Source organism: Streptomyces sp. NBC_01716 (genome assembly GCF_036248275.1).
Taxonomy (GTDB): Bacteria; Actinomycetota; Actinomycetes; order Streptomycetales; family Streptomycetaceae; genus Streptomyces.
The window spans coordinates 7,579,745-7,601,022 of the sequence record NZ_CP109181.1 but is presented as its reverse complement, the minus strand read 5'-3'; the positions used below and the strand labels follow the sequence as shown (position 1 = coordinate 7,601,022).

General features: G+C 66.9%; 20 protein-coding genes and 2 pseudogenes. 15 read left to right on the top strand and 7 right to left on the bottom strand.

The genetic code is table 11. From position 1 onward, the window contains the following. The first annotated feature begins 220 nt into the window (after positions 1-220). Both OIE74_RS33950 and OIE74_RS33945 read left to right on the top strand, forming a co-directional pair. Positions 221-1,219 carry a LysR family transcriptional regulator gene (locus tag OIE74_RS33950; protein ID WP_329390582.1) on the top strand — a complete coding sequence of 333 codons (999 nt, stop codon included), beginning with the start codon at positions 221-223 and terminating at the stop codon, positions 1,217-1,219. 52 nt (positions 1,220-1,271) lie between these two features. Continuing rightward, positions 1,272-1,934: an adenylate kinase gene (locus OIE74_RS33945; RefSeq protein WP_329390580.1), complete on the top strand. Its 663-nt coding sequence runs from the start codon at positions 1,272-1,274 to the stop codon at positions 1,932-1,934. Between the two features lie 585 nt (positions 1,935-2,519). Here the strand turns inward: OIE74_RS33945 and OIE74_RS33940 are convergent. After that, on the bottom strand, positions 2,520-2,972 hold the full coding sequence (locus tag OIE74_RS33940) for a Zn-ribbon domain-containing OB-fold protein (RefSeq protein WP_329390578.1): 453 nt from the start codon (positions 2,970-2,972) through the stop codon (positions 2,520-2,522). A 294-nt stretch (positions 2,973-3,266) separates the two neighbouring features. Between OIE74_RS33940 and OIE74_RS33935 the strand changes: the two genes are divergently transcribed. Further along, entirely contained in the window at positions 3,267-3,950 is a 684-nt protein-coding gene (locus OIE74_RS33935) for a TetR/AcrR family transcriptional regulator (RefSeq protein ID WP_329390576.1), read from the top strand. A 75-nt stretch (positions 3,951-4,025) separates the two neighbouring features. Next, positions 4,026-5,339 carry a cytochrome P450 gene (locus OIE74_RS33930; RefSeq protein WP_329390574.1) on the top strand — a complete coding sequence of 438 codons (1,314 nt, stop codon included), beginning with the start codon at positions 4,026-4,028 and terminating at the stop codon, positions 5,337-5,339. 183 nt (positions 5,340-5,522) lie between these two features. On the opposite strand, the gene OIE74_RS33925 is transcribed toward OIE74_RS33930, so the two are convergent. Next, on the bottom strand, positions 5,523-6,272 hold the full coding sequence (locus OIE74_RS33925) for a TetR family transcriptional regulator (protein WP_443076310.1): 750 nt from the start codon (positions 6,270-6,272) through the stop codon (positions 5,523-5,525). 456 nt (positions 6,273-6,728) lie between these two features. Between OIE74_RS33925 and OIE74_RS33920 the strand changes: the two genes are divergently transcribed. The 5 genes and pseudogenes from OIE74_RS33920 to OIE74_RS33900 all read left to right on the top strand — a co-directional run bounded on the left by OIE74_RS33920 (position 6,729) and on the right by OIE74_RS33900 (position 11,014). Next, positions 6,729-7,883: an acyl-CoA dehydrogenase family protein gene (locus tag OIE74_RS33920; RefSeq protein ID WP_329390572.1), complete on the top strand. Its 1,155-nt coding sequence runs from the start codon at positions 6,729-6,731 to the stop codon at positions 7,881-7,883. 11 nt (positions 7,884-7,894) lie between these two features. Then, entirely contained in the window at positions 7,895-8,782 is an 888-nt protein-coding gene (locus tag OIE74_RS33915) for a 3-hydroxybutyryl-CoA dehydrogenase (protein WP_329390570.1), read from the top strand. Between the two features lie 235 nt (positions 8,783-9,017). Further along, entirely contained in the window at positions 9,018-9,155 is a 138-nt protein-coding gene (locus tag OIE74_RS33910; RefSeq protein ID WP_329390568.1) for a hypothetical protein, read from the top strand. A gap of 1,138 nt (positions 9,156-10,293) precedes the next feature. Next, positions 10,294-10,532 (top strand): annotated as a pseudogene (locus tag OIE74_RS33905) (IS5/IS1182 family transposase); the annotation flags it as partial. 17 nt (positions 10,533-10,549) lie between these two features. Then, entirely contained in the window at positions 10,550-11,014 is a 465-nt protein-coding gene (locus tag OIE74_RS33900; RefSeq protein WP_329390566.1) for a GMC family oxidoreductase, read from the top strand. Positions 11,015-11,185: 171 nt separating this feature from the next. Here OIE74_RS33900 and OIE74_RS33895 read toward each other — a convergent pair whose 3' ends face one another. After that, positions 11,186-11,863 carry a TetR family transcriptional regulator gene (locus tag OIE74_RS33895; RefSeq protein ID WP_329390564.1) on the bottom strand — a complete coding sequence of 226 codons (678 nt, stop codon included), beginning with the start codon at positions 11,861-11,863 and terminating at the stop codon, positions 11,186-11,188. A gap of 120 nt (positions 11,864-11,983) precedes the next feature. On the opposite strand from OIE74_RS33895, the gene OIE74_RS33890 reads away from it, so the two are divergent. After that, positions 11,984-12,976 (top strand): quinone oxidoreductase family protein, encoded by a 993-nt coding sequence (locus OIE74_RS33890; protein WP_329390562.1) that lies wholly within the window; start codon positions 11,984-11,986, stop codon positions 12,974-12,976. Positions 12,977-12,978: 2 nt separating this feature from the next. Continuing rightward, positions 12,979-14,640 (top strand): CocE/NonD family hydrolase, encoded by a 1,662-nt coding sequence (locus tag OIE74_RS33885; protein WP_329390560.1) that lies wholly within the window; start codon positions 12,979-12,981, stop codon positions 14,638-14,640. A gap of 556 nt (positions 14,641-15,196) precedes the next feature. Here the strand turns inward: OIE74_RS33885 and OIE74_RS33880 are convergent. The 4 genes and pseudogenes from OIE74_RS33880 to OIE74_RS33865 form a co-directional block, all read right to left on the bottom strand. Continuing rightward, on the bottom strand, positions 15,197-16,147 hold the full coding sequence (locus tag OIE74_RS33880) for an NAD(P)-dependent alcohol dehydrogenase (RefSeq protein ID WP_329390558.1): 951 nt from the start codon (positions 16,145-16,147) through the stop codon (positions 15,197-15,199). A gap of 97 nt (positions 16,148-16,244) precedes the next feature. Next, complete coding sequence (locus tag OIE74_RS33875; RefSeq protein WP_329390556.1) at positions 16,245-16,820, bottom strand: zinc-binding dehydrogenase; 576 nt, start codon at positions 16,818-16,820, stop codon at positions 16,245-16,247. 232 nt (positions 16,821-17,052) lie between these two features. Then, positions 17,053-17,355, bottom strand: a pseudogene (locus OIE74_RS38720) (alcohol dehydrogenase catalytic domain-containing protein); the annotation flags it as partial. Positions 17,356-17,373: 18 nt separating this feature from the next. Further along, positions 17,374-17,997 (bottom strand): SDR family oxidoreductase, encoded by a 624-nt coding sequence (locus OIE74_RS33865; protein WP_329390552.1) that lies wholly within the window; start codon positions 17,995-17,997, stop codon positions 17,374-17,376. A 336-nt stretch (positions 17,998-18,333) separates the two neighbouring features. On the opposite strand from OIE74_RS33865, the gene OIE74_RS33860 reads away from it, so the two are divergent. From OIE74_RS33860 to OIE74_RS33845, 4 genes are all read left to right on the top strand, one after another. After that, positions 18,334-18,636, top strand: coding sequence for a hypothetical protein (locus OIE74_RS33860; RefSeq protein WP_329390550.1), 303 nt, complete (start codon positions 18,334-18,336; stop codon positions 18,634-18,636). Positions 18,637-18,882: 246 nt separating this feature from the next. Continuing rightward, positions 18,883-19,692 carry an ABC transporter ATP-binding protein gene (locus OIE74_RS33855; protein ID WP_329390548.1) on the top strand — a complete coding sequence of 270 codons (810 nt, stop codon included), beginning with the start codon at positions 18,883-18,885 and terminating at the stop codon, positions 19,690-19,692. Continuing rightward, on the top strand, positions 19,689-20,450 hold the full coding sequence (locus OIE74_RS33850) for an ABC transporter permease (RefSeq protein WP_329390546.1): 762 nt from the start codon (positions 19,689-19,691) through the stop codon (positions 20,448-20,450). Before OIE74_RS33855 ends, OIE74_RS33850 begins: the two co-directional genes overlap by 4 nt. A gap of 15 nt (positions 20,451-20,465) precedes the next feature. Continuing rightward, the gene (locus OIE74_RS33845) at positions 20,466-21,260 is read left to right on the top strand and encodes a MerR family transcriptional regulator (RefSeq protein WP_329390544.1); all 795 of its coding nucleotides are present in this window, start codon (positions 20,466-20,468) and stop codon (positions 21,258-21,260) included. Positions 21,261-21,278 lie beyond the last annotated feature (18 nt).

Below are 21,278 nucleotides of genomic sequence, written 5' to 3'. Positions count from 1 at the left end.
CGGCGAGCTGCGCTGGATCCGGCGAGAGTCCTCCATCGCCGATGGATGAGCCACAATCCCGAACCCGCCGGCTCAGGCCCGCTGCCGCAAGGCGCTGTTTCTGTACCGCGGGAGAGCCCAAGCCGAGGAGTACGCAGAAGGTCGATTCCGGGTCCAGACCGCAGGTTCAGTCGTGATTGCCCGTCCACCCGTGGGTGAAGCACTAGCACTAGGCGGTGCCATGCCGATTCCTGACTTGACGCTCCAGCAGCTTCGCGCAGTCCGGACCCTCGCCGCATCCGGCAGCTTCACGAAAGCAGCCGCGGCGGAGCACATCTCTCAGTCGGTCCTCAGCAGAAGGATCAAGGAAGTCGAACGTCTCCTGAGGGTGCGGCTGTTCGACCGCACCACTCGGCAGATCGACACCACGGCAGCGGGGCAGGCCTTCCTGCTCATGACGGGTGCCGTCCTCGACGATATGGACCTGGGGCTGAGCCGCTTCATGTCCTACGTGGCAGCGCAGTCCGGAACCATCGCCGTAGCCGCACTGCCGTCACTCGCGGCGGCTGTGCTGCCGGAGATGATCCGCGGCTTCATGCTGGATCACCCCGAGGTGGAGTTCGAGATCATAGATGGAGCCGCGGATGACGTTGTCGAACGCCTCGCTGGTGGAACTGTCGAACTCGGTCTGACCGCCCATGGTGACCTGCGGGACAACTTCTGCTTCGAGCCCCTGCTGCAGGAACAGTTCTACGGCGTCGCGCACCGCGGCCACCCTTGGTCGACGCAGAACTCCATCTCGTGGTCGGACTTCAAGGGAGAGACCGTACTCGCAACGCGACCCGGAACCAGCATCCGAGCAATCACCGACGCCGCGTTCAGCGAGTACTCAATCTCAGTGAGCGAGCGCTTCAATGCATGCAGCGCAGCGACGATCCGTGGCCTGCTACGGGCTGGGGTGGGCGTGGCGGCTCTGCCGGCTCTGGAAGTGCAGGGCTTCGGTCTGGATGATCTCGTCGCAGTACCCGTGGATTCACCGGAAGCAACCAGAGTCATCGGCGTGGCGTACCACTGTTCTCAGGATCTCTCGCCTGTCGCGGCTCGCTTCTTGGATTTCATGCACGCGACCGAGATTGACTCTCCGCGAGGAGTCTCCCGCGTTCAGGTCGATGACACCGGCGAAGACACACTCAGCAGTTCAGGGTGCAGTTCGGAACATGAGGTCTGTCTCAAGCCGTGAAGCAGATCGAGAGCCGGCTCCAGCAGCGCAATTACGAAGGGTTCCTCCGCTGATGCGTATCGTCCTCGTCGGGCCGCCGGGTGCCGGCAAGGGAACGCAGGCTGCGTTCCTCGCCAAGAACCTGTCGATCCCGCACATCTCCACGGGCGACCTGTTCCGCGCCAACATCAGCCAGCAGACGGAGCTCGGGAAGCTCGCGAAGTCCTACATGGACGCGGGCAACCTGGTGCCGGACGAGGTCACCATCGGGATGGCCAAGGACCGCATGGAAAAGCCGGACGCCGAGAACGGCTTCCTGCTGGACGGTTTTCCGCGCAATGTGTCCCAGGCCGAGGCACTGGACGAGATGCTCCAGTCCGAGAGCATGAAGCTGGACGCCGTCCTGGACCTCGAGGTCCCCAAGGAAGAGGTCGTCAAGCGGATCGCCGGGCGGCGGATCTGCCGCAGGGACTCCAGCCACGTCTTCCACGTGACGTACAGCCAGCCGAAGAAGGAGGGCGTCTGCGACGTCTGCGGCGGCGAGCTGTACCAGCGGGACGACGACTCGCAGGAGACGGTCCGCAAGCGCCTCGACGTCTACCACACGCAGACCGAGCCGATCATCGACTACTACAAGGCGCGCGGCCTGGTGGTCACGGTCTCGGCGGTCGGCACGGTGGAGGACGTCACAACGTGCGTCATGGAGGCGCTGAAACCTGACGAAGACGGCAAGTAGGCGTTCATCCGCGCGCTATGGCGCAGTTCTCTCCCAGGAGGGGCTTCTGCTCGCGTGTGCAATGAGCGCGCCGACGCCGGTCACGTCCTCCACAACGCCGGCGTCATCTCACAGGAGGCCCATGAATTGGACGTCGATTGTGGCCAAGTCGCTCCGAGGGCTCGATCCCTTTCCCGCTGGGCAACAACGAGTGGGTAGAACGGGGCAGCTGAAGGACCCGGAGATTGGCCACTCTCCCGGGGCGACCAAACTCGGCTGCCGGACTTCGGAACCCAGGCGCCGCCCCACCCGCCGGCACGGTGAACACGCCATGCCTAAGGTCAGGTCTCCACCCGTGCAGCCGGTAGATGCTGTGCAGCGTCCGATGCACCGCGCAGAGGTCCCAACGGAAGCTGTTGGTCATGTGATCTGGCGATCCACGACGCTGTCTTGCATCGCGGTGGACGCCGGCCTCTCTTCGGGCGAGACCAGGGCGGACGCGAAGGACACGTTCGTCGTCGCCGACGGCGCCCGCGCGATGCCTCTCCCCTGAGGAGAGCTGGAGAGTGATCGTTGGCTTGCTGGGCAAGCAGCGCTGTTGCCCGTTCAATGCCGCGGAGACTCGGTGAGGCGGAAGAGGAGTGTTTGAGCGCCGGACTCTACGCCTTGTGTCAGACACACCGAGACACCGAGCCGCACGCGCGGCGGCACACCGATGATCTTGGAAGACACCCAGAATCCCTCGTCCATGTCGATGGTGGCGAGCACGCACCGTCTCCCGAAGCTCTGGGTTGTGGCCATGACGTGGCGGACGACACCGATGCCGCAACTACGCTCCCGGGCAAAGTCGGTTGAAGCGCAGACGGGACACAGCAGACGGCGGAAGGCAGTGGTCTGACACCAGCGACAGCGCTGGAAGTACAGCCCTTCCTCCCCGACTCCGCCCAGCGACACCTGCTCGAGGCGTTCCGCGTCTGGGGGCACGACGCTCGAACCGGCCTCCTGCTCAACGGGGGCGCTGTCAGTGGTTTCGATGGTTTCGATCGCTGCATAGAGCACGGCGTCTCTCCGTCCTCGGTCCCGAAACGACCCGCGACGGGGCGAGGGCTCACCGATCGCGGCTGAAGCACGTCGCACCGTTGTGGTGGCGTGCACATACACGGTATGGGACTGAGTCCCGCAGGTAAAGTACTCAGTTCCAAAAATCGTGAGAGCTGGACGCGGGGACGCCTGCGCGCGCAATGGTCATGCCCTACAGCCTGTGTCTGGTAGCCGATACCCGCAGCGCGGCATTCAGTCCCATCAAGGTGACGAGTGGCGTTTGCGTGGCAGGACAGGGAAGGATGAGCGCTCATGAGCAAGCCACCTGCACGGATCCGACTGGCAGACGCCGCATTCGCGCTCTTCGACGAGCGCGGATACGAGCAGACGACCGTCGACGACATCGCCGAGCGAGCGGGCCTCGGACGCACGACGTTCTTCCGGAACTACCGCTCCAAGGAAGACGTCATCTTCCCGGACCACGACCGGCTCCTGGAGCTGATCAGAGATCGGCTGGCGACCTCGAGCAACAACACCGCTCTGGTCGCCGTCTCGGACGCGGTCCGGCTCGTCCTGCTGCACTACGTGGACGAGGGTGACCTGGCGAGGCAGCGATACGCCCTCACAAGCAAGGTGGCCGCCCTGCGGGACCGGGAGATCGCCAGTGTGGCCCGCTATCAGCGACTGTTCCGTGAGTTCATCGCGGAGTGGATGGGTGGCCCGACAGAATCGGCGTCGCTGAGGGCCGAACTCATGGCCGCCGCGGTGGTCGCCGCCCACAACCACGTGCTGCGTCGATGGCTGCGGGGCGAGTCGTCCGACCCGGTCGCGGAAGTGCACGAGGCGATGCGCGAGGTGCTCGCTCTCTTTCCGGCACCCGGCTCCTCACCGGAGCGCGGCGGTGGCACCACTGTTGTCGCGTTCAGAACCGGGCAGGACATCGACAGCCTGCTTCCCTCGTTGCGGCGTCTTGTGGAGGACGGTGGCGGTCTCTGAGGCCGGCGCATCTTGATCGAGTGATGCCGCGCACAGCGGAGACAGGGGCGCGTCTTCACGTGTTAGGTTCCGGCCGTGGCTTCCCCGGTCCCGCACACCTTCCCGTCCCACAGCGAACCCGCCGGAACCAGTCCAGGAGGCTGCCCGGCGCTCGGCACTCGTGCTCCGCTCGACCTGCTCGATCTGTTCGGCGACGGTTTCGTCCGTGACCCGTACCCCTGGCTGGGTCGGCTGCAGGCCGAGGCTCCTGTGCACTACGACTCCGGCACCGGGTTGTGGCTGGTCAGTCGCTACGACGATGTGCGCCGGGTGTTGCTCGCCCCGTCCGTGTTCCGCCCCGACAACGCTCTGCACGCCGTCGCCCCGCTGTCGGTCGGGGCGTTGAGGATTCTCGCCCGGGCCAACTTCACGCTCCCGTCCGCGCTCGCCAACAACGGCACTGCCAGCCACCCCGGACTGCGCCGCGTGGTGACCCGGTTCTTCAACGCCGAGCGTGTCGCCGCAGCCGTCCCGGTCATCCAGCGCGTCGCCGAGGATCTGCTCGACACCGTGTGTTCGGAGATCGACGCCACCGGTCGCTGCGAGCTGTTCGGCTCTTTCGCGCAAGTGCTGCCGTGCCGGGTACTGATGGAGCTCCTCGGCATCGAGGGAGTCGCTCCGGCCACCTTGATTCGCTGGAGTGATGCCTCGCTGGAGCTGTTCTGGGGCAGGCCCAATCCGGACAGGCAACTCGAACTGGCCGCGCTCGTCGGCGAGTTCCACCAGTGGCTGACCCGCACAGTGCGCGGTGCCGCCCCGTCCACCTCGTTCATCGGCGCGTTGGCTTCCCATCGTCTGCCCGACGGCGAGCCGCTGGACGTCGGGACAGCGGTGGCCGCCTGCTTCTTCGTATTCATTGCCGGACAGTCCACTACCGGGCAGCTCATCGCCACGGCACTGCGCCGGGCTCTCATTGAGCCGGGGCTCTGGCAGCATCTGCCGCGCCGGACGGGTCTGGCCGAGGCATGGGTGGAGGAGATGCTACGCCGCGAGCCACCGGTCACTACTTGGCGCCGGGTCACCGTTCGCTCCACCGAACTGGGCGGGGTGCACATCCCTGCCGACGCGCAGTTGCTGCTGATGTTGTTGGGCAGTGGATCCGACCCGGAGGTCTTCCCTCACCCGGAGCGGATGCGTCTGGATCGGGCGAATGTCCGTCATCATCTCGCCTTCGGCGTCGGTCGTCATCGCTGCCCGGGCGCGTCCCTGGCGCGCACAGAGGCAGCGGTGGCATTGCGGGTAGCGGCCGGTCGTCTGCCCGGAGTGCGGCTGGAGGAGGGTGTAACCGAGCCTCCGATGCTGGGCCTGCTTTCGTTTCGGGCCCCCCTCGACGTCACCGTCAGTCGATGAGCCGACGGCAGCCTGCCCTCTGACCGGCCGCGCAACCATGGGATGAGACTCAGTGCCGACGTCGCCGGCGAGCTGCATTCGCCGGCGCTCCGGCCGTCTGCCGCGCTGCGCCACTTCCCGTCGCAGGACTCCGGCAAGGTGAGACGTCTGACGCCGCACCCTCAAAGAGGGAACCGAGTTCCCTCACAATTGGTTCTGAGTGTCATCCGTATGAGGGGTGCGGCGAGGCCAGACTTCTTCGAGTTGCTGCACTACGCGCCACATGGGTGCGTCGGCGCGGGCCACGACGACGACAGATTCTGCGCCGCTGCTCCAGGTGCGGTGCACCAGGTCAAGGGCGCTGTCCACGACCACAGTGGCATCGCCGGTGCCTCCGGAGCGGAGCCAGGCACGCAGTCCGTAGTTGTGAGCCGCTACGACCGCTGCGGCTGCCGTGCAGGCGCGGGCACCGCCGTCCGGCAATGTCGCGAAGCGGCGCTCCAGATACGAGGCCAGAGCCCGCTCGTACTGCCAGACGACCGAGATCTCGTGGTTCTTGAGAGCGGGCACACTGCGGGTCAGGGCGTAGCGCCGCACGGAGAAGTCCGGGTTGGCGGCATACATACGGAGGACCAGCCGGGCTGCCCCGCATGCCCGGGCTATGGGGTCGGGGTCGGCAGAGCCCTGGTTCAGGTAGTCGACCATCCCGGCGAGCGCTCGTTCATGATCTGGGAAGACCACTGCTTCCTTCGTTGGGAAGTAGCGGAAGAAGGACCGTCGCCCCACGCCGGCTCGGCGCACGATGTCGTCGATCGTCGTGGCGTCGTAGCCGAACTCGGTGAACAGGTCGAATGCCGCGGAGACGAGATCCTCACGGATCGATGACCGCGGAACCGCTCCCTCCGAGGTCTCACGTCTCGCGCGCTGCTGGGGTCGGCCGATCTGATCGCTCACAACAAGAACGTATACCCCCTTCCACATGATGGCACTCAGTGCACATAATGAGGGTACTGAGTACCAACAGAGCGAGGTGTCCTGTGCTCGGCTTCGACCTGAGGCGCACGCCATGCTCCATGCCGGGGCCCGCGAGGCTGTCGGCGGAATCTCCGCACCGTCGCACTTCACCCGCTTCAGGCCCAGCTCAGCCGGTGCCGGACCCACGGCGTCCCCGTCATGAGGCACCCCCCTGAGCACCGGGCCCCACGGCACGGCAGAACGAGCCAGTGAACAGAGCCACGCACTCTGACGGTCGAGCGCGCGAGGGTGTGCTCGGTCCCTCGCCACTGCCGCCCCGGGGGCCCGGTCAGGTGTGCGGCGCCGGCCTCCTCTTCCCAGCGCCGCACACCACTCCTCCCTCTCCGCGTCACACATTGCGGAACGCCGCACCAACTCTGGACCACCGAGGAAGCAATGGCTGACTTCGACCTGTACCGCCCGTCCGAGGAGCACGACATGCTCCGTGACGCCATCCGTTCACTGGCCGAGGCGAAGATCGCGCCGTACGCCGCCGCCGTGGACGAGGAGGCCCGCTTTCCGCGGGAGGCGCTGGACGCGCTGGTGGCCAACGACCTGCACGCCGTCCACGTGCCCGAGGAGTTCGGCGGCGCGGGCGCGGACGCCCTTGCCACGGTGATCGTCATCGAGGAGGTCTCCCGCGTCTGCGCGAGCTCCTCCCTCATCCCCGCGGTGAACAAGCTGGGCTCGCTCCCGGTGATCCTCTCCGGCTCCGAGGACCTGAAGAAGCGGTACATGACCCCGCTCGCCAAGGGCGACGGCATGTTCTCCTACTGCCTCTCCGAGCCCGACGCCGGCTCCGACGCGGCCGGCATGAAGACGAAGGCCGTCCGCGACGGCGACCACTACATCCTGAACGGCGTGAAGCGCTGGATCACCAACGCCGGCGAGTCCGAGTACTACACGGTGATGGCGGTCACCGACCCCGCCAAGCGCTCCAAGGGCATCTCCGCCTTCGTGGTCGAGAAGTCCGACGAGGGCGTCTCCTTCGGCGCCCCCGAGAAGAAGCTCGGCATCAAGGGCTCCCCGACCCGCGAGGTCTACCTGGACAACGTCCGCATCCCGGCGGACCGCATGATCGGCGAGGAGGACACCGGCTTCGCCACCGCGATGAAGACGCTGGACCACACCCGCATCACCATCGCCGCCCAGGCCCTCGGCATCGCCCAGGGCGCCCTCGACTACGCCAAGGGCTACGTCCAGGAGCGCAAGCAGTTCGGCAAGGCGATCGGCGACTTCCAGGGCGTCCAGTTCATGCTCGCCGACATGGCCATGAAGATCTCGGCCGCCCGCGCCCTGACCTACCAGGCCGCCGCCGCCTCCGAGCGCGGTGACACCGACCTGACCTACCTGGGCGCCGCCGCCAAGTGCTTCGCCTCGGACGCGGCGATGGAGGTCACCACGGACGCCGTCCAGCTCCTCGGCGGTTACGGCTACACCCGTGACTACCCCGTCGAGCGCATGATGCGCGACGCCAAGATCACGCAGATCTACGAGGGCACCAACCAGGTCCAGCGCATCGTCATGGCGCGCAACCTGCCCGTCGTCTGAGGAGTTTGAACATGCCGACACAGGCAACTGACGTGGACACAGTAGGCGTAGTGGGCTGTGGGCTCATGGGCTCGGGAATCGCGGAGCTGTGTGCCCGCCAGGGGCTCGACACCCTGGTCTACGAAGCCAACGCAGCAGCTCTCGAAGCCGGAACAAGCAGGATCGAGAGCTCCCTGTCGCGTGCTGTGGAACGGGGCAAGCTGACCTCGGATGACCGCGACGCAGCACTGCGGCGCATCTCATTCACGACGGAGATCGCGGACTTCGCCGATCGTGACCTGGCGATCGAGGCGATACCCGAAGACGAAGCGCTCAAGCTGCGTGTCTTCGCCGAGCTCGACAAGGCGCTGGCCCGTCCCGAGGCCCTGATCGCGTCGAACACATCCTCCATCCCCATCATGAAGCTCGCCGCCGCCACCAATCGCCCGGGCCAAGTCGTGGGCATGCACTTCTTCAATCCCGTGCCCGTCCTGGACCTGGTGGAACTGGTCCCCTCTCTGGTGATCAGCGACACGGCTTGGGAACGCTTGCGCGCCTTCGTGACAGACAGACTGAACCGGCACGTGATTGTTTCCCAGGACCGAGCGGGATTCGTCGTCAACTCGCTGCTGGTCCCCTACATCGTCTCGGCCATCCGCATGTTCGAGTCGGGCTTCGCAAGCGCCCACGACATCGACGAGGGCATGGTCCGGGGCTGTGCCCATCCCTTGGGCCCACTACGTCTGGCTGACCACATCGGCCTCGATACCACCCTCGCCGTGGCCGAATCACTGTATGCGGAGTTCCGCGAGCCCCACCTGGCTCCCCCGGCGCTCTTGTCCCGCATGGTGCAGGCGGGCCACTTGGGCCACAAGACCGGCATCGGCTTCTACAAATACCCCAGTGACACGACCGCGTAGAGAAATCCGCCAAAGACGGCACAAACACTTCCGCGGGAGCCCGGAGACCGGCACGCAGGACGCCCGCGGCCCCGCCGGCACAGCGGGGTTGCGGGTGCGTGTACCTCCGGCAGCTTGGGCAGGAGCGGGGCCGATATGCGCGTAACCGCAGGGGATGTCTGCTGTTTGTCCGGCATGGAAGATGATCTGCTCGATGCCGACTACGTCATGCCGGAGCTCACCGAGCCAACGGTTGGTGCTCTTCACGCTGTCGGAGGCGCACGAACTGCTGGATGTGCTGCACCATTTCAGCGCTGCCGATGACGGCTGGGGTACTCAAGCCGACCGCTTCGCGGCAGAATTGGCGGCGCGAGTCCCCTCACACGAGCCGTAGGCCGCGCCGTTGAAGACGCCCGTCCGCATCCCTGGCCGCCGTCGGCTCCACCCGCGATCCCTGCGGACCGAATCATCTGCATTGGCACCTGCGTCCGAATCCCAGCTGGAGTGCTGTCCGTTGAAACGGAACTCCATCACCCGCCCTCGCTCGCATGACGTACTCCGGTCGCATCACCAGCGAGATATCTACGCCTGGCGCGACATGAGTTCAGCGACGGACGGTTTGGACACGTGGGCCACCCCCGGGGCACGGGGAGCGCAACCCCTCACCGGCTTGAGGGGCGCCTGCGGGCGCGGGGAGCGCGAGCGGGCGGCATCCGGCCCGTGACCATCCCCGCGGATGCGGGGATGGTCACGCGCGTTATCGGTGCGCTCGTCGTGTTGCGTTCTGGAGGTGTCGCTTCGGAAGGGGTGTGCCGGGGTTGTGCGGAGCGCTGGGCCGACCCTCGCTGGCGGTAGTCGGATCGGGCGCGTCGTGCGTGGGCGTTTGTGTGGGCGGTGGGCGGTGGTCGTGCCCGCGTGGGAGCATGTGTGAGTTTGTTCCGGGCCAGGCAGCCCCTCACTCCTCTGCTCACGCCGACCGTCGCGTGGGCGTGATGTCTAGGAGATTCCTCTGCGTCGTCCACGTCCTTCTCGTCGCTCCCGTGCCCTTGCCGGCCCCGTCAGCCTGCTCTGCGCCGCCGCGCTCGCAGGTCTTGTCGGATGTTCCGGCGAGAGCGACGGGCCGTCCGCCGGGGGCAGGAAGACGTCGCCGGTCCCCGAGGGCGATCTCGCGGGCACCGTGGTGGACGCGGCAGCCGCGACGCGGCGTACCAGTGCCCGGCTCGACCAGGGGATCACGATGAGCGACGGCAAACAGAGCCAACTCCTGCTCATCACCAGCTGACGGCACCGGGCACTCCGGTTCGTCATCTGACCGCCATGTTGTGGTCGGCCCCGATGAGTTGACCGCAGAGTCCATCCCCCAATGACTTCACCTACGTGGCGGTCCTGTACACCCCGCCGGTTTCGATTGGGCACAGTAGACATGACGGCAATCTGAAGAGGTCTACGGCAGCCCGCTGTGGTGGCTGCGGCCTGGGATCACGGGACAGCCCTTAAGACGTCGTTTCTTATGGCTTGATGGTTCGTTGAGCTGTGCATGGCGGCAGTTGGCGCCGGTGTTCGGGCGGGCCTCGCCCATGGTCTGCCGGCGCTTCGCGCAGTGGTCGCAAGCGCGGGTGTGGACGCGGCTGCACCGTGTTGTCTGTGACGAACTCGGTGCCCGCGGTGAGCTGGACTGGTCGCGGTGCGCGATTGATTCCGTCAGCGTGCGGGCGGCGAAAGGGGGCCGTTGACGGGACCGAATCCGACCGACCGTGGCAAGTTGGGATCGACGAGGACGGAAAGCCTGTGGTCTCCTACGCGGTCGACCACCCGGCGGACCTGGAGACGATTCGGCGGGGACTGGAGACGAGCGTCCGGCTGCATGTGGCTGCCGGCGCCCGGCGCGTGATCGCGGTGGCAGAGGGAGCGCCGACGTGGCAGGAGGGCGAAGACCTCGACGCCTACCTCCAGGCGTTGAGTGATCTTTCGGTCGGCGCCGGTGGTTGGACAATCGTGGCAGCACATCAGATGGGTACCTGTCGGATGGGCACCGACCCCACTGTCTCGGTCGCCGACACCTGGGGACAGTTGCACGACACCAAGGGCGTCTGGATCGATGACAGTTCCGCCCTCCCCACTGCCCTGGGGGTCAACCCGATGATCACCATCATGGCTCTCGCCCGCCGTACCGCCCGATCCATCATCGACGACGAGCCGGCATGGACATACGACGGGACAACGCCCCAAGTTCCGCCGACACACCATGAGTGAGCCATTTCCAATCCGACCTGGCTGCCGCGGGTCGGACAGCCTGACAGAACGGCGAAGCTCCTGGCAGTCGGTGTCACGGCCAGGACCCATCGCACTGCCAGGAGCACTGTGTGCTGGTCCCCCCTTCAACCCACATCGACGCGTGGTCGGAAAAGGCTCTGGTGACAGATTTCAATTCGCCCCCGGAGCCGGGCCGGTGTCCGGGAGGACGACATGCAAGCCGACCGCGAGTGCTGTCAGGAGCAGCTTCAGCCGTGGGGCGAAATCAAATGCGACGTGGCCCCATTCGGGCACTTGCTCGTAGAGCGCGGCGAGGGTGGGCGTGGGGTGGGACACCTGCCACCCGTTCGAGGCCAGCGCGAGGGTCGCCGCGAGGAGTCCGCGCAGCTGGTCCGGGGTCATCGAGCTCACGAGGCCGAGGTGGTCGACGATCGCGTCGTACGCGGCGAACGACGCGGTCTTGTACTGGCGTGCTCGTTCCATGTCGACGTCGCCCTCAAGCGTCAGCGTGACGTGGGTGAGGAGGTCGCAGAACACCGGCAGCGTGGTGATCGTGTCCGTGACGACGCCGGCGACGTCCTCTGGTCCGAGGCCGGCTCGCTGGGCCACCGCCGCGGAGATCGCAGCCCGCCACTGGCTCCAGCCGCGCTCTGCGAGCTCGAGCAACAGCTCTTCTCTGCTCGAGTAGTACCGGCGCACGCCGGTGCGGTGCAGGCCTGCACGCTCGGTGACTGCCTGCACAGTGATGAATCGGACGCCGCCGAGCTCCGTCGCCAGCGCCTCCGCTGCGCGCAGCAGATCCTCCGACCGTTGCGCTTTGTCCTGCGCGGATCGTGCTCGCTCCTTCATATGAGAACTATAACGCGCACCATGATGCGCTAAGCGGCCAGTCGTGCTACCTTCCCAATAACGCATCGCGAGGTGCGTTAAATCGATGGGCAACAGCCATCCACTGGAGAGGAAAGATCCATGCAGGCAGTACAGGCCACGCGATTCGGCGACCCGGACGCTCTCGAGCTCGTCACCGGCCTCCCGGACCCGACCCCGGGCCCGGGAGAGATCGCGATCGACGTCTCGCACTCCGCGGTCGGCCTGATCGACGTGTTCTTCAGACAGGGCCGGTACAAGGACCAACCCGGCATGCCACAGCCACCGTTCGTACCCGGCCTTGAAGTTGCCGGTACGGTCCGCGCGCTCGGCGATGGCGTCACCGGGCCGGCCGTCGGGGAGCAGGTGGTCGCTCTGTCCGCAGGCACCGGCACCGGCGGGTACGCCTCCGTCTACATTGCCAAGGCTCCGCTGACCGTCTCGATCGAGGGGCACGGCATCGACCCCGCCCTCGCCGTATCGGTGATTCCGAACGCCGCGATGGCGCACATGGCTCTGACACAGGTCGCGCATCTCGTCGACGGTGAGAGGGTCCTCGTGCATGGAGCTCTCGGCGGCCTGTCCGCCGGTTTCCCGGGCGTCGCGAAGCAGCTCGGCGCGTCCCGCGTCGTCGGCACGGTTCGGCCGGGCAAACTCGCCGCCGCCGCGGCGACGAAGCTTCCCTACGACCGGATCGTGGACTCCACAGACCTGCACAGCGCGCTCGGCGACGAGAAGTTCGACGTGGTGATCGACCCCGTCGGCGGAACGCTCCGCACCCAGAGCCTCGACGTGATGTTCCCTGGCAGCCGTCTCATCGCCGCGGGCAACGCGTCCGACGACTGGGGCCACCAAGTGGACACCAACCAGCTCTGGTTCCGCAGTGTCACCGTCAGCGGCTTCAACGCGGGCGCGTTCCTGCCGGCCCATCCACAGGTCGTTCCCGCCGCTCTCGCCGCGGCCGTCGAGGCGACCGCGGCCGGCCTCGCGAACACCGACGTCAAAGTTCTGCCGTTCAGTCAGGCCGTCACCGCCCACCAGCGCATGGAAAGCCGCGACCTCGACGGCCGCATCGCGCTCACCCCGGAGGCATGATCATGACCGCGATAGGACGCCTCGCGGAGCGCATGGCTCCGCTCCCGCCCGCCACCTCACGCCGGGTCCACGTCGAACGCGGCCTGAAGATACCCATGGATGACGGTGCCACGCTCGTCGCCGACCGCTGGACCCCGCGCGGCACCGGCGGACGATCACTCCCCGAGGTACCGGTCGTCGTCGTCCGCACCGCCTACGGGCGCGGCGGCCCCCTCGGATGGCTATACGGCCCCGTCCTCGCTGAACGCGGACTGCAAGTACTGATGGTCAGCACCCGCGGCACGTTCGGATCCGACGGCGAGTTCCTGGCCATGCGCAACGAACGCGCCGACGGCCTCGCGACACTCCGGTGGCTCGCCGACCAGTCCTGGTCGAGTGGCCGGGTGATCCTCGCCGGATCCAGCTACTTCGGCTACACCCAGTGGGCCATCGCCGACGCCGCCCCTCCCGAGGTCAAGGCCATGGTCCCGCACATCACCTCCTCCCGGCTCGCTCTCAGCCTCACACGGCCCGGCCGCGTCGACCTCGAAACAATCACGAACTTCTCCTGGAACACCGCACCGCAGTCCCACAATGGCTCGCCTCTGCCCGCCGCACAGGAACAGCGCGGCTACCTGCTCCGGTCGATGGTCGGCGCGGACCAGCGCCGCATCGCCAACGCCATGAACACCTTGCCGATCACGGACGTCGACCAGGCGATGCTCGGCCGGACGTCGCAGTTCTTCCAACAGATCGTGAACCACGACCAGAGCAGCGCGTACTGGGAGGACTTGGACCGCAGCAGCACCGTCCCGGACGTCACCGTGCCGGTCAGCTCCGTCACCGGCTGGCACGACATCTTCCTCACTGACCAGCTCCGGGACTTCACCGCCCTCGTCGACGCCGGCCGTGAGCCCCGGCTGACCGTCGGACCGTGGTGGCACGCCGACCCTCGCGGCATGGGCGCGTCCGTCACCGAGGTCGCCGAGTGGGCCTCCGCTGTCGCCACCGGGCAAGAGCCCCCGCACCGGGCTCCGGTGCGGCTGTACGTGATGGGCGCGGACGAGTGGCGCGACTTCGAAGCGTGGCCGCCCGCCGGGTACGAACCCCAGCGGCTATACCTCCGCGCCGACGGCACCCTCACCGCCACAGCGGGATCCACAGAACCGCCCTCGACGTTCACCTACGACCCCAACGACCCCACGCCCTCCCTGGGCGGAGCGAAACTCACCCCCGCGGGAGCAGGTCCCGTCGACAACTGGAAGCTGGAAGAGCGCCCCGACGTGCTCACCTTCACCGGCGCACCGCTCACCGACGACCTTGAGGTGATCGGTGAGGTCACCGCGGACATCTGGGTGCGCGCGGACCGTCCCAGCGTCGATGTATTCGTGCGACTGTGCGACGTCGATCCGAACGGCAAGTCGCTCAATGTGTGCGATGACCTCGTTCACCTCGACGTCGGTGACGACACCACCTGCGCGACGGTGCGGCTCTCACCGACCGCGTACCGCTTCAGGAAAGGACACCAACTCCGCGTACAGGTCTCCGCCGGAGCCTTTCCCCGATTCGCCCGCAATCTCGGTGGCGGTGAACCCGTCGAGAGCGCAACAGCAGTGCACAAGACGAACATCAAGGTCTTCCATGACGAAGCGCACCCGTCCGCGGTAGGCATCCCGGCACGATAAACAGCGGTTGCCGCACCGGCGTCGCAAACTTGCCCGTCCTCGTACGCAGGAACCAACACCCCGGGGGACGTGACATCGATGAACCATTGGACACCCGATAACATCCCCGACCAGACTGGCCGGACCGCACTCATCACGGGCGGCAGCCCCCGAAGCCCAGGCCGACACGTTAGTCATGGACCGTGCGGACCTGTCCTCCGACCGCCAACCACCTCGGTCACTTTGCCTTCAACGCCCACGTCTGGCCCGCCGTACATCGCTCGGCCGCACCGCGTGTGATCACCGTCAGTGCTGACGCCGCCAGATAGCCGATGGGCCTTGTCCCGCATCGTCACCCCAATCTCAGCACGCCTGATCATGGGATCAGCCGGCGGGGCCGCTTGGCCCTCGCTCTACGCGGCCACCAGCCCGCAAGTCGTTCGGGCCAGTTCATCGGGTCAGTGCGGACCGCTGGACTACTTCATGACGTACGTCCCGAGATCGTCGGCCTCGACGGTCCCGGGGAGCGACCCGCCTTCACTCAAGGGCGTGACGTAACGGGTCGCGACGACCTCATTCAACATTTCCCCGGCCACCCAACGCTTCCACTTGCTGCCGGCCTCCGGCATGAAGTGAGCATAGTAACCGAGGGTGATCGCGGGCGAGGAATGCCCGAGCGACCGCTGCTAGTCGACCGAGGAAACGGTCGACTCCAACTTGGCCATCCTCCGTGGATGTGCCCGTCCAGCTTGAGGAGGTTGAGGTACTGGTCGAAGTGGAGGGCACCGGAGATCGTGCACAGGATGAGGTCGAACGTGCCGGCCAGCCGCGTGAACGTCTCGGGGTCCTCGGTGGCGTAGTAGTGGTCGGCTCCCAGCCTCAGGCCGCCGTCCTTCTTGCCGAGCGTGCGGGAGAGGACGGTGACTTCGGCGCCCATGGCGTGGGCGATCTGGATGGCGATGTGCCCGAGGCCACCCATGCCGAGGACCGCGACCTTCTTGCCGGGGCCGGCGTTCCAGTGTGCGAGGGGCGAGTAGGTGGTGATGCCGGCGCAGAGCAGGGGTGCGGCCGCGTCGAGGGGCAGGCTGTCGGGGATGCGGAGCACGTAGCGCTCATCGACGACGATCTGCTTCGAGTAGCCGCCCTGGGTGATCTCGCCGTGCCGGTCTTTGGCGTTGTAGGTGGGCGTGCAGCCCTTCTCGCAATACACCTCAAGGCCGGCACGGCAGGGTCCGCACTCGCCGCAGGAGTCGATGTAGGTGCCGACGCCGACCCGGTCGCCGACGGCGAACTTCGTTACCCCCGCGCCGACTTCGGTGACCAGGCCGGTGATCTCGTGGCCCGGGACCATGGGGTAGAGGCCGGGCCCCCAGCCGTCGGAGGTCTGCAGGAGATCGGTGGGGCACACGCCGGTGTAGTGGATGTCGATGCGCACATCGGTGCCGCGCACATCACGGCGGGAGATCGTCAAGGGCTCCAGTTCGGCGCCGGTGGACGGGGCGGCGTAGGCGGCAGTGGCAGTGGACATGACGATTCGTCCGAAGTGCTTCAAGGGAAGGGTGAGATGGGGAAAGAGGCGCCGTCGGGGGTTTCGCCCGGCCGGGCTCGCGGCGCCGGCAGGTGGGTCAGCCAGCTGTTTCGGGGTGCAGGACAGCCTTGATGGCGGTGCCGTTGTCGACGTCGGCGATGGCCTGGTGAATGTCCTTGAGGGGGTAATGGGTCATGAGCCGGTCCGCGGGGAAGGCCCCTTGCCGGTAGAGGTCGACGAGGCGGGGAAGGATCACCGACGGTGCGACATCGCCAAGTGTCGTGCCGTGCACGGTCCGGCCGCGGATCACCTTCCAGGCGTCGACGGGGAAGCTCTCACCGGCCGCGACGCCGGTGATTGCAGCGTGGCCCGTCTCGGCCAGGACCTCCACGGCGGTGGTCATGACGTCCGTTTTGCCGGCCGCCTCGACCGTGTACTGCACGCCGCCACCGGTCACGTCGCGGACGAGGTCGGCGACGTCGCCGTCGCGTGCGCTGAAAGCGTGCGTCGCCCCCAGCTCCAGCGCGAGGTCGAGTTTCGGCTGCCGCTTGCCGACGGCGATGATCGTGGTGGCGCTTGCGGCCTTGGCCGCCATGACCGCCGCCTGGCCGACTGCGCCGAGCCCGAAGACGGCGACTGTGCTGCCCGGCTCGACGGCCAGGGTGTTCCACACGGCCCCGGCTCCGGGTCTGGATCCCGCAGCCGAACGGCCCCAGCACGCTGCGATCGACATCCGAAGGCAGTTTGACCGTGTTGCTGGCGTGGGCCAGCGACAGGCCCGCCCACGAGGACTGGCGCATGAAATGCCCGAAGACGGTCTCGCCGTCGAGGCCGCGCAGACCTGTCCCGCCGTCCAGGCGGGTGCCGGTGAAGTTCATCGCCGCGTGCTGGTCGCAGTAGGGGCAGGCGCCCGTACGGCAGTGCGCGCAGGTGCCGCACGCTGCCGCGCCCAGGGCCACTGTGTCCCCGGGAACAACGGTCGTAACGCCGGATCCGACCGCGAGCACCATGCCGGCCCCTCCGTGGCCGGCCACGAAGGGCAGCGGGAACTCCAGGGTGCCCTTGAGGATTTCGAGGTCGGTGCGGCAGATCCCGGAGGACTCCACCCGGACGAGGACCTCGTCCGGGCGGGGCTCCTCGACGAGGATGTCATCCAGCTCGATCACGCCCGCGCCCCTGATGACGGCGGCTTGTGTCCGCAGTGACATGGCTCGTCTCCTCGCGGGTCAGAACTTCTGGTCGGTGGGACGGATCACGATCTCGTTGATGGCCCGGCGGCGCGGGCTGGTCGCGATGTACGCGATGGCGTCGGCGACGTCCTCGGGGTGGAGCTTCTCAACGCCTTCGAAGCGCCGGCTCTCCGCTTCCTTGGCGTGTCCCTGCTGGTGGCCGAACAGTTCGGTGTCCACCGCGCCCGGTTCGATGACCGAGAAACGCAGGTTCCGGTCCCCGAACTCCTGGCGCCAGGCCTCGGTGGCCGCGGTCACGCCGAACTTGCCGGCGTTGTAGATCGCAACGCCGGCCGTGGCGACGCGTCCGGCCACGGAGCTGATGTTGATCACGTCCGCGACCTGCCGGTCCGTGCTATTCGCCGCCTCCAGAAGGTGCGGCAGAACGGCCTTGACGACGTACATCACGCCCTTGACGTTGACGAAGTCGGTCGTGTCCAGGCGCAAGGCGACCGCTCTGCGGCCGAGGGCCTCGACAGCCTCCACTACGGACGTGGCCTCGTCCTTGCCCGACCGGTACGTGATGATCACATCGGTCCCGGACTCGGCGAGCTTGAGCGCCGTGGCTCTTCCCAGGCCACGGCTTCCGCCGGTGATCAGACCGATGGCGCTGCTACTCATGGATGGTCTCTCTCTTGTCCTGCCACAGAATCGCTCCCAGTGCAGGGGAGCCGTTCAGGGGAACTGCTGCTGCCGATCCTTCTCTTGAGGCCGCAGCGTGTGAAGGCACAATCCATCCAGGGACAAAACATCCCACCCTTCCCCCTGGCACCGCCCTTTGCCCGACGGGTCGACCCAGTGCTGGGCAGGCCCCCTTGCAACGACCTCCGTCGGCATTCGCCGGAGATCCTGGTGGGCTTCGACTGTCCGACGCCTGAGCCATCCACCCATCATCGAACACGAGTTCGGTTCGGCGAAGCGTCCGAGCAGTGACCGTAGCCTCGACGGCTGAGACGGATGATCGAATGCCGTCCGGGAGCCCGCCTGTGGGGTCCCGACGACGAGGACTCCGTGTGGCAGGCCGCCATCGCTCTGTTCCTGCTCAACAGGGGCAACGCCTACGACGGCCTCGCCTGTCTCTTCGGAATCCGCAACTCCTTCGGCTTCCGCCCGCTGGCCGAGGACCGCGGCTTCCCCGACGACTCGTCGGATGGACTATGTGGCGAATTCGCGGCGTACGGCGGTCCTGGAGACGTCCACGGGACTACCTGGCTGACCTGGGTCGAACTGGCCGCCGTCGGAAGCAGGCGGGTTCGTTGATTTCTGGCCGGTGAGTCGCAGGAACCGACGCGTGAGTGGTTCACCGACAGCTATGAGTATGGCGGGTTCGCGGCCTACCGAGCTCGGGGCAAGCAGTCCGTCGTTGCTGCGATGTGTCTGATCGACCGGTGATCTGGATGTCATGGTCGGAACAGGCTTGACCTTGACGCTGGGTCAACCCTCCATTCTTCCGGAGGGGCTTCCGCGCAGACGCCTGGAACAGCTCCACGAGGGAGGAAGATGACCATGACAGTCCAATCGATCGCCGGACCGGCGATTCGCGTGCAAGGTCTCAAAAAGTCGTACGGGAAGCTCGAAGTGCTGCGCGGTGTGGACTTCGACGTGGTGCCGGGCAGCATCTTCGCCCTGCTCGGCTCCAACGGAGCGGGCAAGACCACGACGGTGAGGATCCTCGCCACACTTCTGAAAGCCGACGCGGGGGCGGCGAGCGTCAATGGCTTCGACGTTGCCACGCAACCGGCGAACGTGCGGGAGTCCATCAGTCTCACCGGGCAGTTCGCGGCCGTCGACGAGATCCTCAGCGGTCGGGAGAACCTCGTACTCCTCGCCAGGCTGCGACACCTCAAGGACCCGGGCACGATCGCGGATGCCCTGCTGAGGCGCTTTTCGCTGAGCGAGGCGGGCGCGCGGCGAGTGTCCACGTATTCGGGTGGGATGCGCCGCCGGCTGGACATCGCGATGAGCCTCATCGGGAATTCGCCGGTGATTTTCCTGGACGAGCCGACGGCCGGACTCGACCCCGAGGCGCGCATTGAGGTGTGGGATGCGGTCAAGGAGCTCGCCGGCCATGGAACGACGGTGCTGCTCACCACGCAGTACCTGGACGAGGCCGAGCAATTGGCCGACCGGATCGGGATCCTGCACCAGGGTCGGATCATTGTGAACGGCACCCTCGCCGAGCTCAAGCAACTCTTCCCGCCCGCCAAGGTCGAGTACGTCGAGAAGCAGCCGACTCTCGAGGAGATCTTCCTCGCGGTCATCGGGGGCATCGACAAGAACGACGTCACTGGCACGACAACTGGGGGACGAGGATGACCGCGTACTTCTTCAACGACACTGTCGCGCTCACGGGGCGGACCCTGCGCCATGTCACACGCAGCATGGACACCATCATCACGACCGCCATCACGCCGGTCGCCATGATGTTGATGTTCGTCTACGTGTTCGGCGGCGCCATTGATACCGGGTCGGTTTCGTATGTGAACTACATGCTGCCCGGCATCCTGCTCATGACCATCGCATCGGGCATCTCATATACCGCGTACCGGCTGTTCACCGATGTGAAGAGCGGGATCTTCGAGCGGTTCCAGTCCATGCCGATCGCGCGGTCGGGTGTGCTGTGGGCCCACGTCGTCACCTCTTTGGTCGCCAATCTGATCGCGCTCGTGCTCGTCGTGGGCGTCGCTGTGCTCATGGGCTTCCGCTCCGGGGCAGGAGTGGCGGCGTGGCTCGCGGTCGCCGGCATCCTGTTCTTGTTCACCCTGGCGTTGACCTGGCTCGCCGTGATCCCCGGGCTCTCTGCGTCGTCGGTTGAGGGAGCGGGCGCGTTCGCCTACCCGCTCATCTTCCTGCCGTTCGTCAGTTCGGCGTTCGTGCCCACAAAGACGATGCCCGGTCCGGTGCGCTGGTTCGCCGAACATCAGCCGGTGACGTCGATCGTCAACACGATCCGCAACCTGTTCGCCCAGCAGCCGGTCGGCGACGACATCTGGACCGCCCTCGCATGGTGCGTCGGCATCCTCGTCGTGGCGTACATCTTCGCGATGGCCGCCTATCGCCGGAAGATCGCCTGAGGCAGTCTGAGACCCATGCTCACCATCAGCCAGCTTGCGGCGTACGCCGGGGTGACGGTGCGGGCGGTACGCCACTACCACCGGATCGGGTTGCTGCCGGAGCCCGAGCGCGACCGGTCCGGATACCGGAACTACGACGCCGTCGCGGTCGTGCGACTGATCCGGATCCGCACCCTCGCAGACGCCGGCGTGCCGCTGGCCCGGGTGCAGGAACTCCTCGCCGCCGGCCCGGAGGAGTTCACCGGCGGCGTCCAGGAGATCGACAAGGCCCTGCGTGCCGAGATCCGGCGGCTGCAGGACACTCGCAGCCGACTCGCCAGGCTCGCCGCCGGAGAGCACCTGGCGCTTCCGCAGAGCGTTGTGGACTACCTCGACCGGCTGCGCGGTCTCGGCGTTGAGGAGCGGTACATCGAGATGGAGCGGGACGCCTGGATCATGATCGCCGCCCAGGTGCCGCATTCGATCGACTCCGTGATCGCCAAGAAGCACGAGGAGCTGGACGACCCCGAGATGGTAAGGCTCTACAGCCTTCTCAGCGGGGCACTCGACTGGCCGGCCGACGATCCGCGGATCGTCGAGGTCGCCGACATCATGGAGCGCTTGATGGTTCGCGCTGTGGAGGCCGGCGAGGTGGGTGCCGATGACGGCATCGACGATCAGTTTGTCGACCTGCTGGACTCAACCATGGTCGAGTCCTCACCGCACGCCGCGCGGCTGTTGGCGATCCTGGAGGAGCGGGGCTGGAGGGGCTGGACCCGCATCGAGCGAGTGCCTGCCGAGAGACACAACACTGAGCTGCCGCCATCGTGAAGGCAGGTCAGGTCCTGG